The organism is Micromonospora noduli, assembly GCF_003264475.1.
Classification (GTDB): domain Bacteria; phylum Actinomycetota; class Actinomycetes; order Mycobacteriales; family Micromonosporaceae; genus Micromonospora; species Micromonospora noduli.
Genome location: NZ_PYAC01000012.1, coordinates 181922 through 195222, shown reverse-complemented (window position 1 = coordinate 195222; position 13301 = coordinate 181922). Strand labels below are relative to the sequence as shown.

Here is a 13301-nt window from a genome sequence, read left to right as displayed (position 1 = left end):
CGCCCCCGCCCGATCAGGACGCCGCCGGCGGGTTGTTGAACCCGTCGTACGGCGTACCCAGGTAGGGGAAGTTTCCGAGGAACGGCGCGGTCACGTCGGCGGCGCTCAGCCCCGGGGTGACCGCGGCGGCCGCAGCGTCCGGTTGGAACGTCTTGTCCACCAGCGGGACGGTGACCCCGGCGATGGCCCGCAACGCGATGCTGACCACGTCGTCGCCCACCCGCCGCCCGTTCGGGAACCCGGCCAGGTCGCCACCGAGCACCCCGAACCGGTCCGGACGCCTGGTCGGCGGGATCGCGGTGTTCAGCCGCAGCATGTCGGCCTGCACCTCACCGGTGGTGTTGGTGAAGCCGTCGATCAGCCCGGCCGGCACGCCGGTGAGCAGGATGGCCACCAGGTCGGCTCGGGCCTTCTTCGCCTTGGTGAGCTTGTCCAGGTTGGGGAAGACGTCCGGGTAGAGCGCCGGCAGCAACGCGGCCAGCTCGGGCTGCTCGACGAACTGGGCGAACCGCTTGTCCTCCGACGGCGGCAGCGAGTTCCACAGGTCCTTCTTGGACATCGGCACGATGACCTCGTTGAACAGTGGATTGCCCAACCGCGAGACCTGGGTGAACGGGCCGGTGCTGGTGTCCGCCCCTCCCCGGTCGCCGAGCACCCGCACCTGCCGGCGCGACGCCGATGTCCACACCCCGATCACCGACGCCCGATCGGCGGGCCCGTACCGGTTGGCGCGCCGACGCACCCGCTCCAGCGGCACCTGCACCGCGATGCTGTGCACGTTCATCCGATCGGTGGCGTTGACCGGCTCGCCCTCGGCCTTGAAGATCTTCTTCCCCGCCACGTGCAGCTGCTGGAACGGCCGCAGCGTGCCGAGGTCGAAGATCGCCCCGAGGTCGACGAAGAACCCGTCGGCGCGCTGCCCGGCGAAGACCCGCTCCCCCGTCGAGAGCGAGTAGGTGGCCTGCCGCACCAGGTCGGCGTACTTCGGGGTGGACAGCGGGCCGACGTTGCACGGCGGGCACTGCAGCTTGTGCGCCAGCCGGTGCTCACGGCCGTCCGCCACCCGGGTCAGGCTGTAGAACTGCCGCCGGTTCCAGTTCTTGCTGTCCAGCGAATCGATCGGACCGGTGTTGTAGAGAAAACTGTTCGGGTTGGTGATCTCGGTGGTGAATTCGAACCGGTAGGTGACATCCGGACGACCGTCACCGTCGTTGTCGATATGGATCTCGTAGCGCACGTCGTCGCCGAACTCGAAGAAGTTCGGGCCCCCGGAGGGGAGCTGCAACGGCACGTAGTTGGCGATCAACGTGACCGTGTCGCGTTTGTCGGGGCTGACGAACGCGTACAGGTCGGAGCTGTCGGCGACCGGATCCTTGGCTATCTCCGGGGCCTCGCGGTGGGAAGACATGACGGACCAACCTCACTGGGCGGGGACAGGATGGCGGGGCGGAGGGTCGGGTCAGCGCCGGGCGGCGCGCCGCAGCCGGTCCGCCAGGCCGCGGTCGCGTACCTCGATGCGCGTCTCACCGACGAAGACGTCCATCGTTCCGGAGGCGGCGTCACGCAGGTGCACCACGATCGGTTCGTCGGCTCGTCCGGCCGCGCCGGGGGCGTTCTGCGCGGCCGACAGACCCGGCACGGTGAGCGCGGCGGCGCCGAGGGTGGCGCTGGCCGCGGCGGTCAACGTCTGCCTGCGAGTCAGTCGCGGCCACTGCCGCTTCCGCTGATCACTGGTCATGGGCAACCTTTCCGGCGGTGGCGCGAGCGCGCCCGCGGAGACGGACGGGTCCGGTGCCGTCTCGCGACGCCGCCGGGCCCCTGAGGGGACACCGGCGGCGGTCCTCGCCGCGACCGCCACCGGCATCGCGTGGTACGGCCGGTGGCGGGGAAAGGTTCGACGTCAGGGCCGAGCGTGACCGTACGCAGTCGACCGCTTGCGCGCCGGACGGCCGGCGGCCTTCGCGATGGCCCGCAACTGCTCCTCGGTACGCGCCGACCCGTTGTCGGAGCCGGCCATCCGGGAGATGGTCTCCTCCATCAGCGTGCCGCCGAGGTCGTTGCAGCCGCCCTGGAGCATCGCGACAGTGCCCTCGTCACCGAGCTTCACCCAGGAGCACTGGATGTTGTCGATCCGGCCGTGCAGCAGCAGCCGGGACATGGCGTGCACCACCCGGTTCTCCCGCCAGGTCGGGCCGGGTCGGGCGATACCCGCCAGATAGATCGGAGCATTCGTGTGCACGAACGGCAGCGCCACGAACTCGGTGAACCCGCCGGTGCGGTCCTGCACCCCGGCCAGCACCCGGAAGTGCGCCAGCCACTGCCCGGGGTGGTCGACGTGGCCGTACATCATCGTGGAGCTGGACCGGATGCCCAGCTCGTGGGCGGTGCTGACCACCTCGACCCAGGCGGCGGCCGGGAGTTTGCCCTTGGTCAGCACCCAGCGCACGTCGTCGTCGAGGATCTCGGCGGCGGTGCCCGGGATGGTGTCCAGCCCGGCCTCGCGCAGCTGGAGCAGCCACTCACGGACCGGCACCCCCGCCTTCGCGGCGGCAGTGACGATCTCCATGGGCGAGAACGCGTGCACGTGCATCTCGGGCACCCGGGCCTTGATCGCGCGCACGATGTCGGCGTACCCGGTGACCGGCATCTTCGGGTCGATGCCGCCCTGGAGGCACACCTCGCTGGCGCCGAGGGCCCACGCCTGCTCGGCCCGGTCCGCGACCTGCTCGACGGAGAGCCGGTACGCGTCGGCGTCCCGCTCACGCTGCGCGAACGCGCAGAAGCGGCAGCCCACGTAGCAGACGTTGCTGAAGTTGATGTTGCGGTTGACCACGTAGGTGACGTCGTCGCCGACCGCCGAGCGGCGCACGTCGTCGGCGAGGCGGCACAGCTCGTCGAGCGCCGGCCCGTCCGCGCCGAACAGCGCCAGCGCGGCATCGGTGTGCCGGGGGTCGAGCAGCGCCGCCGGGTCGTCGGCGGCGAGCCGCAGGCCGGCCGCCAGGTCACGGTCCGCACCACTTCCGGCCGGTGCCACGGGTACGCCCTCCCGGCGGGCGGTCGCCTCCGGGGTGACCTTGCCAGCGACCTCGGACCAGTCGCCGTAGACGCTGTCGAAGTCGCCGCGCCGGTCGTCGGTGCGGCCGGTGGTGTCGATGGTGGCGTGCAGGTCGACCCGCCCGCCGAACACCTCCTCCGGCTCCTGCCACGGTCGTCCCTGTGGCATCGCCGACTCGACCGCCATGCCCGTCGACGGATCAGCCAGGGCACCGACGTGCGGCAGCAGCCGTGGGTCGAGCCACGGGTCACCAGCGCGCACGTACTCGGGGTAGATCGTCAACCGCTCCCGCAACGTGAACCCGGCCAGCTCGGTGTGCCGGGCCAGCTCATCGATCTGCGGCCAGGGGCGCTCCGGGTTGACGTGGTCGGGGGTGAGCGGGGAGACGCCACCCCAGTCGTCGATGCCGGCGCGCAGCAGCAGGTCGTACTCGCCGGCGATGAGGTTCGGCGGGGCCTGGATCCGGGCCTTCGGACCGAGCAGCAGCCGGGCCACCGCCACCGTGGCGGCCAGGTCGTGCAGCTCCGCGTCGGGCATGCCGCGCATCGCCGTGTCCGGCTTGGCGCGGAAGTTCTGCACGATCACCTCCTGGAGGTGCCCGTACTCCCGGTGAGCGCGGCGGATCGCGAAGAGCGCGTCCACCCGCTCCGCCGGGGTCTCCCCGATGCCGATCAGGATGCCGGTGGTGAACGGCACCCCGACCCGCCCCGCGTCCTCGAGCACCCGCAACCGGACCGCCGGCTCCTTGTCCGGTGAGCCGAAGTGCGGGCCACCCGGCTCGGACCAGAGCCGGGTCGCTGTCGTCTCCAGCATCATTCCCATGCTCGGCGCGACCGGCTTGAGCCGTTGCAGCTCCGACCAGGACAGCACCCCTGGGTTGAGGTGCGGCAGCAGGCCGGTCTCCTCCAGCACGGCCACCGCACAGGCGCGCAGGTAGTCAAGGGTCGAGTCGTAACCGCGTTCGTCCAACCAGGTCCGGGCCGCCGGCCAGCGTTCCTCCGGCCGGTCGCCCAGGGTGAACAGCGCCTCCTTGCAACCCTGGGCGGCACCGGCCCGAGCGATGGCCAGCACCTCGTCGCGGTCCAGGAACGGCGCCGGTAGCCGGTGCGGCACTGTCGCGAAGGTGCAGTAGTGGCAGCGGTCCCGGCAGAGCCGGGTCAGCGGAATGAAGACCTTCTTGGAGTACGTGACCACACCCGGCCGCCCGGCGTCCCGCAGCCCCGCGTCGCGGATCCCCCCGGCGAGCCGGAGGAGCTCGTCGAGCGCGTCGCCACGAGCGGACAGCAGCGCGGTCGCCTCGTCGACATCCAGAGCCCGCCCGTTCGCGGCCCGGCCCAGGGCCCGCCGCACGCTCGCATCGCTCGGGCCGGAGTGGGTGCGATCAACCATCCACTCACCCTATGCGCAGCCCGACGCCACCCAACCAGTCCCAGCCCGCACCGTGGGAAACGGCACTTGACGATCACGGCAGCGCCTCCCGAGACGGGAAGTAGCTCAACCAGCTGCCGTGAGACGCAACCGCCGTCCGTCAACCACCCGACCCAGGCCGTTCGCACCCACCACAGCTGGCAATCTTGGACACTTTCCGTCAGCACGGAACGGAAAGTGTCCAAGATCTACGCTGTCGGCTCGCCGGCACGGGCGGCACCCACGTCCCGGGCGGGCCAGGCAAGGCACTCGCCCACCGCGCCGTCTCGGGCTGCTGGTCGTGGCGGACTCAGCGGGGCTGGTCGGGGTGGTCGTTGGGCTTGATGTGCTGGGTGCGGTCGGCGTCCGGGTCGGCGGGGTGGGAAATGACCTCGGTCGGGTCGGCGGACTGGCGCGGGATCGCCTGAGTGGGGTCGGCCGACGGCGGCTGCCCGAACGGCGGCGGCGCGGCCGGGGACGGCGGCGCCGACTGGGGAGCGGGGTTCGCCGGCGGCGCGGACTGCGGGGCCTGGAACGGCGGGGCCGACTGCGGGTGCTGCGGGCCGGACTGCGGGTGCGGCGGCGCGGACTGCGGGAACGGCGGGGCCGACTGCGGGAACGGCGGGGCCGACTGCGGGGCCTGGAACGGCGGCGACTGCTGGCCGTACTGGCCCGCCTGCGGGTAACCACCAGGCTGACCGGCCTGCGGGTAGCCACCGCCGGGCTGGCCGGGAGCGGGCCATCCGCCCTGCGGCTGGCCGCCGGGCTGACCCGGGGCCGGCCAACCGCCCTGCTGCTGCGGCCAGCCCGGCTGGGGCTGGCCGTAGACGCCCGGCTGCGGCTTGGGTCGCGGCACGTAGTAGTGGGCGCGCCAGATCGTGTAGACCACCCAGGCGGCGATCGCGAAGATCACCATCCAGGCGAACCGGGTGAGCACACCGAGCAGCGCGTCGAGCACCTCAGCCTCGGCCAGCCGGCCCACCGTCCAGATCAGCATGGTCAGCGTGCCGAACAGGGCGCTGACCGCGTACTCGATGACAGCTGCCTGCGTGATCAGCTTCGCCTTCGCCAACACCGGCGAAATGTGCGTGGCCAGCAGCACCGCCAGCAGCGGGAGGCCCACCGCCTCCACCCCGACGAACGCGTAGAAGGCGCTGCCCGCGCGGTCGGTGAAGGAGCTGTAGTCGTTCGGGGCGATGAGCCGGAGGAGGCCCACGAAGAGGAACACGGCGTTGGCGCCAAGCAGCGCGAGCGCGGCGAGCTCCCGTAGCGGCTTGGTCAGCTGGCGGGCCTGCGTCGCGTCGGCGGACGCGGGCTCGGCGGGGCTGGTCACGAGCTCCCCCTCGGGGCATCAACGGACAGGGCGCACGTGAGCCTAGTCTCCTGGGCCACCGACGGATCGGAGGCGTCACGTGCGCGAGGATGGTCGACATGCGCATCGTGGTTCTGGCCGGCGGCATCGGCGGCGCCCGGTTCCTGCTCGGGGTCCGGGCGTACGCCCGTGACGTCGGCGCGGAGGTGACCGCCGTGGTCAACGTCGGCGACGACCTGTGGTTACACGGGTTGAAGATCTGCCCCGACCTGGACAGCGTCATGTACACCCTCGGCGGGGGCGCCGACCCGGAACGGGGCTGGGGTCGGGTCGGCGAGAGCTGGACGGTCAAACAGGAGTTGGCCGCGTACGGGGCGGAGCCGACCTGGTTCGGCCTCGGCGACAAGGACATCGCCACCCACCTGGTCCGCAGCACCATGCTCAACGGCGGTTACCCGTTGAGCGCGGTCACCGAGGCGCTGGCCAGCCGCTGGGAGCCGGGCGTACGCCTGTTGCCTGCGACGGACGACCGCCTGGAGACCCATGCCGTGGTGGAGGACGACCAGGGTCAGCGGGCGATCCACTTCCAGGAGTGGTGGGTGCGGTACCGCGCCGACATCCTCACGCACCGTTTCGTGTTCGTCGGCGCGGAGACGGCGAAGCCGGCCCCCGGGGTGCTGGACGCGATCGCCTCGGCCGACCTGGTGCTGATCGCGCCGAGCAACCCGGTGGTGAGCGTCGCGCCGGTGCTGGCCGTACCCGGGCTGCGTGCGGCGGTGGCGGACGGCCCGGCGCCGGTGGTGGGTGTCTCCCCGATCATCGGCGGCGCGCCGGTGCGGGGAATGGCCGACCGTTGCCTGGCCGTGCTCGGTGTGGAGTGCAGCGCGGCGGGGGTGGGTCGGCTCTACGGCGGCCGGGCGAGCGGTGGCCTGCTCGACGGTTGGCTGGTGGCCGAGGAGGACGCGGGCACTGTGGTGCCCGAGGTGACGGTCCGCGCGGTGCCGCTGCGGATGACCGACGAGGCGGCGACGGCGGCCATGGTCCGCGCCGCGGTGGAGTTGACGTGAGGCTGGAGATTCTGCCGGTGCTCGGCATCGGCCACGTGACCGAAGGTGACGACCTGGCCGCGATGATCGCGACCGCCGCGCCGTGGCTGCGCAACGGCGACGTGCTGGTGGTGACCAGCAAGATCGTTTCCAAGGCGGAGGGGCGGCTCGTCGACGTGCCGGCGGACGGACCGGAACGGCTGGCCGCCCGGGACGAGGTCCTGGCCGGTGAGACCGCCCGGGTGGTCGCCAGCCGGGGGGCGACCCGGATCGTGCAGACCCACCACGGCTTCGTCATGGCCTCGGCCGGGATCGACGCGTCGAACGTGGACAAGACCCAACTGGTGCTGCTGCCGGTCGACCCGGACGCCTCGGCGCGGGCTCTGCGGGACGCGCTGCGGGAGCGCTACGACCTGGACCTGGCCGTGATCATCAGCGACACGATGGGCCGGCCCTGGCGCAACGGGCTCACCGACGTGGCGCTCGGGGTGGCCGGGATGCCGGCCATCCGCGACCACCGGGGCGAGGTCGACCCGTACGGCAATGAGTTGCAGTTGACCCAGATGGCCGTGGTGGACGAGCTGGCCGGTGCCGGCGAACTGATCAAGGGCAAGTGCGATCAGGTGCCCGTCGCGGTGGTGCGGGGCTACCTGCCCGCCACCAACCCGGACGATGCCGGTGGCGCGCGGGCGCTGATCCGCGATGCGACACAGGACCTGTTCTCGCTCGGTACCGCCGAGGCCCGCACCGCAGGGCTCTCCGACGCCGCCACCCTGACCGACGGTCCCGGCCCGACACCGGCAGACCTGACCGCGGTGCGACGGGCGATCGACGCGGTCGCCGGGGTGGTCGCCCCCGGCACGGTCTTCACAGTGGTCGACGAGGCCGAGGTACGCGCCGGCCTGGTCGCCGAGATGCCCGGGTGGCCGGACGGCGCCGACATGCTGCTCGGCTCGGCCCCGACGCCGGTCGAGCCGATGGGTCTGGTCCGCTTCGGCGCCGACCTGCACCGACTGCGTGTCGCCCTGGCCGCCCAGGGCGTCGGGTCGACACTGTTGCCGCCACCGCCGGGCAGCCCGGCGAGCGCCGCTCTCGCCCTGTAGCGCGGTCCTCCGCCTGTAGTGCCGGCGAACGGCCGGGTCACGCGTCCAGCATGGCCCGGCCCAGCGGGGTCAACGTGTGCAGCACGCTGTTGCGTTCGCGGTGGCTGACCAGCAGACCAGCTTTGCGCAGCACAGTGGCGTGCTGGCTCGCCGCCGCCGGTGAGATGTTGAGCTGGCGGGCGACCTCGCCGGTGGTGCAGCCCTCGTCGGTGGCCTGTAACACCGCCGCCCTGGTGCGACCCAGCAGCGCGGCGAGTGATTCGCGCGCGGCACCGGACGCGGCGTTGGCGTCGGCGGAGACCAGCGCCCCCAGCCGGTCCACCGGGTAGACCAGCACCGGTGGCAGCGCCGGGTCGAGCAGTGCGACAGGGGTGGCCGCGCAGAAGAACGACGGCACCAGCAGCAGCCCTCGGCCGTCCAGGTGCAGCTCCCGGCTGTGCGGGTAGCTGCGGACCTCCAGCACCCCGCTCTCCCAGCGCATCGCTGGCCGGAGGCTGGTGAGCAGGCCCTCGACGCCGCCGTCGAGCAGCGCCCGCGCCCGCCGCGTGCGGTCCGCCGCGACCGCGGCCTGGATCCGGCTCCAGTACGGGCTGATCGCCAGCGACCGGTACTGCTCCATCGACTCGGCCAGGTGCTGCAGTGCCGACACCTCACCCCGAGCGAGCGCGGCCGCCGAGGAGGGCAGCTGATTCTCGGCGGCCAGCACGCTCAGGTCCCGGTGCAGCAACTCGGTCGGGGTACGGCGGAGCGCGTCCAGCCCGGCCTCGAAGCCCTCGACGCTGGCGTACGGGGTGAGGAAGTCGGGGAAGTAGCCACGCGGCGGGTTCAACGCGAAGAGCAGGCGGAGCTGCTCGGAGGCGGAGTCCTGGCGCAGATCCCGGGCCACGCTGCGCCGCCAGTTGGCCGTCAGCGGATCGCGGGTGCGGCCGCGCAGCACGTGCAGGCTGAGGACCAGCTCCCAGACCGGGTCCGCCGCCGGCGCCACCCGGGTCCGGAGGATGTCCTCCCCAGAAAAGTGGATCTTCAGCATGGAGCGCTCCTGTGTCGCCGGCAGGGGGATGCCGGATGACCGTTCGACTCTACCTGGCCGGCAGTAATCTCCATCTTTAAGCCTGGACTGAAAAACCTCGACGCCTCCGGGGCCGGTTCGGCATGCTTCCCATGCCCGAACACGGCGCCGCGCGTCAGTGACGCCCGTGCTGCCGGGGCACCGGGACCGGGGAGGCCCCGGTGATCGGACGGCACCACGAGGGTCTGCGGCCCTTGCTCCGCAGAGGTGCCGTCCGGTCATCCCGCTCCCGCGCCGGCTCAGCCGACCCAGAGCGCGACCCGATGGTCCTCGTCCGTGACGTAGAACGACAGTCCGTCCAGCTCCGCCACCCCCTCGACGTGGTGGAACGGGGCCAGGTCCGCCACCTGCTCCCCCACCAGCCGCCGCCCGTCGCCCTCCCCGCCACCGGCAAGCCGGAAGCGGACGTGCCGGGAGGTGACCTCACCCCCACCGGGATGGTCGTCGAGCAGGACCGACCCCTTGCCCAGCGCGTCGATCGAGCCGATCACGGCCGCGTACCCGCCGTCCACAGTCGGGGTGATCGCGCGGAAGCCGGTCAGCTGCCCCGGCGGGGTGACCCCGGTCAACACGTACGCGCCCAACGCCCGCGGCCACGCCCGCTCGGCGCTGAACATGCCCGGCACACCGGCCACCTCGACCAGGATCGGCTCACCGGCGTCGGTGACCGGAAAACGCAGCCCGAGCAGCACCGTCCCGGCCGGGGTGAACGCCGCCGCCTCCACGTTCAACGGCAGGTCGTCCGGGGCCAACCGGCTCACCCAGCTCTTCTCCCGGATGGTCCCCCGGGCCAGCGTCTCCACGATGAACCGTTCCCGCACCCGTTCCCCCGCCGGCAGGAGGGTCAACGGCGACGCGGCGAGAGCATCGTTCACAGCCCGGTGCAGTCGAAACGAGTTGCGCACCACGTGCACCGGCACCGGCCCGGCCGCCGCGTCGTCCTCGCGGAAGCGGGCCACGAAGGCGCGCCGAGGTCGCAGCGGGCCGGTCTTCGAGCCGAAGTGGGAGCCGAAGACGTACACCCAGCCGTCGTGGTGGGCGAGCGCCTCACCGTCCTCGGTTCGCCCGTTCTCCACACCGGCATCCGCCAGCACGTGCACTGCCGTCCACTCCCCGTCGTCGCGCTCCAGCAGCAGCGCGAGGCAGCGCTCCACCGGTCCCTCGTCCAGCACCGTCCAGAAGCCTCGCCGGGCACCGTACGCGCGCAGCAGCGCCGCCGACCGTATTGGCAACAGATCGCTGGCCTCGTTACCGGCCACCACGAATTCGACGAGTCGCAGGGTCACCGAGCCAGCGTACGGAGCACACGCTCGTACAGTGGCTGGGTGCCCGACACCGTGATTACCGGCCCGACCGCCCAGACGACCGACCCCGAAACGTACAAGGCGCTGCACGCCGACGCCACCGCGTTGCTGGAGGGCTGGCAGCCCACCAGCCCGGACGCGGCCAGCGCGCGTGACCGGACACTCGCGCTGCTCGCCGCCGGCCCGGTCGCGATGAGCCGGCAGCACCGGCCCGGGCACGTCACGGCCAGCGCGTTGGTGCTGGACTCCACCGGCTCCCGGGTGCTGCTCTGCCTGCACGTCAAGTTCGGGCGTTGGGTGCAGCTCGGCGGGCACTGCGAGCCGGTCGACCAGACCCTGGTCGCCGCCGCGCTGCGCGAGGCCACCGAGGAGTCCGGGATCGCCGGCCTGCGCATCGACCCGGTGCCGATCGACGTGGACGTGCACCAGGTGCAGTGTCAGGGCGGCTCGGCGCACCACGATGTCCGGTTCGCGGTGATCGCCCCGCCCTCGGCGGTGGAGCAGGTCAGCGACGAGGCCGAGGAGCTGGGCTGGTTCCCACCGGACCAGCTGCCCGAGCCGCTGGCCGGCGGGACCGTCCAACTGGTCGCACCGGCCCTGGCCGCCCTCAGACGTAGCCCTCTTCGCCTCGCTCCTTGAGCTCGTCGACCAGGGTCTTGACGTCCTGCGCCCGGTCGCGCGGGCAGACCAGCACCGCGTCCGGGGTGTCCACCACGATCAGGTCGCGCAGGCCGAGGACGGCCACCAACCGACCCGACTGCGGCACGACCACGAGATTGCTGCTGTCCCGCAGCAGCACGCCCGGCTTGGCCTCCGTGCCGAGCACCACGTTGCCGGCGTCGTCGGTCGGCAGCACATCGCCCAGGGTGTGGAAGTCACCGACGTCGTTCCAGCCGAAGTCGCCCGGCACCGTCGCGACCCGACCCGCCGTGGCCGCGCCCTCCATCACCGCGTAGTCGACGGAGATCTTCGGCAGGGTCGGCCAGATCGCGCCCAGGACGTCGTCCTGCTCCGGGGTGCCCCAGGCGGCGGCGATCGCGGCGACGCCGGCGTGCAGCGCCGGCTGCTGGCGGGCCAGCTCGGCGAGGAAGACGTCCACCCGCCACACGAACATGCTCGCGTTCCACAGGTGCCGGCCCGAACGGACGTACGCCTCGGCGACCTCGGCGGCCGGCTTCTCCTTGAACTCGGCCACCTGCCGCCACGGCACACCCTCGGTCGGATCGCCGGTCTCCAGGTAGCCGTAGCCGGTCTCCGCACGGGTCGGAGTGATCCCGACGGTCATCAGCAGGCCCTGCTCGGCCCCGCGGACCGCCTCCTGGACCGTGCAGACCCAGCTGTCCGTGTCGCGGATCAGGTGGTCGGCCGCGAAGCTGCCCATCACCGCGTTCGGGTCACGCGTCGCGATCACCGCGGCGGCCAACGCGATCGCCGCGCAGGAATCCCGGGGGGAGGGCTCGACCAGGATGTTCTCCTCCGGCAGCACGGTCAGCTGCCGTGCCACCGCCGCGACGTGCGCGGCACCGGTGACCACAAGGGTCCGATCCGGTGTGGTCAGCGGCGCGAGCCGTTCCACGGTCGCCTGCAGCAGCGAGGCGCTGGTGCCGGTCAGCGGGTGGAGGAACTTGGGATGGCCAGCGCGGGACAACGGCCACAACCTCGTGCCACTGCCACCGGCCGGAATGACCGCATAGAGCATCCGCACATCATGCCCGACGTACCTGCCCAAAGTGGCACGGGTCACCCGCAGTGCGTGGAGGATCAGGAACGGGCGCGGCTCCACGCCGCGATGTGCACCTCGGCGCTGGACTCCCAGGTGAACTCCTTGGCCCGGTCGAACCCCGCCTTCGCCAGCGAGAGCCGCCGCTGCTCGTCGTCGAGCAGGGCGGCCAGGTCGGTGCCGATCTGCTCCGGGTCCTCGGAGGTGTACGCGACCGCGTCGCCGCCCACCTCGGGCAGCGAGAGCCGGGGCGTGGTCAGCACCGGGGCGGCGCACGCCATCGCCTCCAGGATCGGCAGACCGAACCCCTCGCCGTAGGACGGGTACGCGGCGACCAGGGCACCGCCGAGGAAACCCGGCAGGTCGGCGTAGCGCAGGTAGCCGGGGCGCAGCAGACGCAGGTGCGACGGCACCTCGGCCACCGCCCGGTCGATGTCTTCGTCGTGCCCCTGCCCACCGGCGATCACCAGGGCCGGCGGATCGACCCGGTCAGCCACGGCCCGCGCCCACCCACGGATCAGGTTGGGCACGTTCTTGCGGGGCTCCTTGGCGCCGAGGAAGGCGACGTAGCTGCTGTTGCCCAGCCCCAGACGGGCGCGTACCCGGGCCTTCTCCTCCTCGGTGGGAGCGTGGAAGGCAGCCTGGTCGACGCCGTGGTAGGCCACGTCGATCCGCGTCGGGTCGGCGTCGAGCAGCCGGATCAGCTCGTCCCGGGTGGCCTTGCTCGGCACGATCACCCGGTCGGCGCGGCGCAACGAGGTCTTGATGGCGCTGCGGAAGAACGTGCGGCGCGACTTGTCGTAATGCTCCGGCTCGGTGAAGAACGTCGCATCGTGCACGGTGACCGTGACCGGACACCCGGCCCGCAGCGGGCAGGTGTAGAAGGGCGAGTGCAGCACCTCTGCGCCCACCTGCTGGGCGAGCAGCGGCAGGCCGGTCTGCTCCCAGGCGAGCCGGGCCGGGCGGTGCGCCACGGCGGCCGGGGCCGGGATGATCTCCGCGCCGGGCAGCATGCGGGTGTAACGCTCCAGATCGGTGCGGAGACTGACCACCGCCAGTTCCACCCCCGACCCGCACACCTTGCCGAGGGCACCGAGCAGACCGTCGACGTATCGACCGACACCACCACGGTCGGTGGGGACACTCGTGGCGTCGATGAGCACGCGGGGCGGGCGACCGGCGGTCACGGGGCGACTCCTTGTACTGGCGGGCTGTGGGGAACAACACTCCGGGGGTAAAGCCTACGCCGGGGCGCGGGGCCGACGCTGACTGCGACCCGACGGTA

The 13301-nt window shown here is 72.3% G+C and carries 11 protein-coding genes; 3 read left to right on the top strand and 8 right to left on the bottom strand.

Annotated elements, in window-relative coordinates:
• Window positions 1-13: 13 nt before the first annotated feature.
• The 4 genes from MED15_RS15595 to MED15_RS15580 all read right to left on the bottom strand — a co-directional run bounded on the left by MED15_RS15595 (window position 14) and on the right by MED15_RS15580 (window position 5795).
• Window positions 14-1408: a DUF4331 domain-containing protein gene (locus tag MED15_RS15595; protein WP_112582428.1), complete on the bottom strand. Its 1395-nt coding sequence runs from the start codon at window positions 1406-1408 to the stop codon at window positions 14-16.
• Window positions 1409-1459: 51 nt separating this feature from the next.
• Window positions 1460-1738, bottom strand: coding sequence for a hypothetical protein (locus tag MED15_RS15590; protein ID WP_030486799.1), 279 nt, complete (start codon window positions 1736-1738; stop codon window positions 1460-1462).
• A 162-nt stretch (window positions 1739-1900) separates the two neighbouring features.
• Entirely contained in the window at window positions 1901-4444 is a 2544-nt protein-coding gene (locus MED15_RS15585; RefSeq protein WP_112725699.1) for a bifunctional FO biosynthesis protein CofGH, read from the bottom strand.
• A gap of 328 nt (window positions 4445-4772) precedes the next feature.
• Window positions 4773-5795, bottom strand: a complete 1023-nt coding sequence (locus MED15_RS15580) for a hypothetical protein (RefSeq protein ID WP_112735986.1) — start codon at window positions 5793-5795, stop codon at window positions 4773-4775.
• A 98-nt stretch (window positions 5796-5893) separates the two neighbouring features.
• Between MED15_RS15580 and cofD the strand changes: the two genes are divergently transcribed.
• Together cofD and MED15_RS15570 are read left to right on the top strand one after the other, a co-directional pair.
• On the top strand, window positions 5894-6841 hold the full coding sequence (gene cofD, locus MED15_RS15575) for a 2-phospho-L-lactate transferase (RefSeq protein ID WP_112582431.1): 948 nt from the start codon (window positions 5894-5896) through the stop codon (window positions 6839-6841).
• A complete protein-coding gene (locus MED15_RS15570; protein ID WP_112735984.1) occupies window positions 6838-7923 on the top strand; it encodes a coenzyme F420-0:L-glutamate ligase in 1086 nt (361 codons plus the stop codon). Before cofD ends, MED15_RS15570 begins: the two co-directional genes overlap by 4 nt.
• Before the next feature lie 37 nt (window positions 7924-7960).
• On the opposite strand, the gene MED15_RS15565 is transcribed toward MED15_RS15570, so the two are convergent.
• Both MED15_RS15565 and MED15_RS15560 read right to left on the bottom strand, forming a co-directional pair.
• Complete coding sequence (locus MED15_RS15565) at window positions 7961-8953, bottom strand: winged helix-turn-helix domain-containing protein (RefSeq protein WP_112582433.1); 993 nt, start codon at window positions 8951-8953, stop codon at window positions 7961-7963.
• Between the two features lie 278 nt (window positions 8954-9231).
• A complete protein-coding gene (locus MED15_RS15560; RefSeq protein ID WP_112735982.1) occupies window positions 9232-10278 on the bottom strand; it encodes a hypothetical protein in 1047 nt (348 codons plus the stop codon).
• Window positions 10279-10317: 39 nt separating this feature from the next.
• On the opposite strand from MED15_RS15560, the gene MED15_RS15555 reads away from it, so the two are divergent.
• Complete coding sequence (locus tag MED15_RS15555; RefSeq protein ID WP_181518483.1) at window positions 10318-10935, top strand: NUDIX hydrolase; 618 nt, start codon at window positions 10318-10320, stop codon at window positions 10933-10935.
• On the opposite strand, the gene MED15_RS15550 is transcribed toward MED15_RS15555, so the two are convergent.
• Together MED15_RS15550 and MED15_RS15545 are read right to left on the bottom strand one after the other, a co-directional pair.
• The gene (locus MED15_RS15550) at window positions 10904-11995 is read right to left on the bottom strand and encodes a mannose-1-phosphate guanylyltransferase (protein WP_112582507.1); all 1092 of its coding nucleotides are present in this window, start codon (window positions 11993-11995) and stop codon (window positions 10904-10906) included. The genes MED15_RS15555 and MED15_RS15550 overlap by 32 nt on opposite strands.
• Before the next feature lie 62 nt (window positions 11996-12057).
• Window positions 12058-13203: a glycosyltransferase family 4 protein gene (locus MED15_RS15545; protein ID WP_112582435.1), complete on the bottom strand. Its 1146-nt coding sequence runs from the start codon at window positions 13201-13203 to the stop codon at window positions 12058-12060.
• Between the last annotated feature and the right edge of the window lie 98 nt (window positions 13204-13301).

Coding starts and splice junctions, on each gene's coding strand:
- MED15_RS15565 (WP_112582433.1), bottom strand. CDS start 8,953: ATGCTGAAGATCCACTTTTCTGGGGAGGACATCCTCCGGACCCGGGTG.
- MED15_RS15590 (WP_030486799.1), bottom strand. CDS start 1,738: ATGACCAGTGATCAGCGGAAGCGGCAGTGGCCGCGACTGACTCGCAGG.
- MED15_RS15585 (WP_112725699.1), bottom strand. CDS start 4,444: ATGGTTGATCGCACCCACTCCGGCCCGAGCGATGCGAGCGTGCGGCGG.
- cofD (WP_112582431.1), top strand. CDS start 5,894: ATGCGCATCGTGGTTCTGGCCGGCGGCATCGGCGGCGCCCGGTTCCTG.
- MED15_RS15550 (WP_112582507.1), bottom strand. CDS start 11,995: ATGCTCTATGCGGTCATTCCGGCCGGTGGCAGTGGCACGAGGTTGTGG.
- MED15_RS15595 (WP_112582428.1), bottom strand. CDS start 1,408: ATGTCTTCCCACCGCGAGGCCCCGGAGATAGCCAAGGATCCGGTCGCC.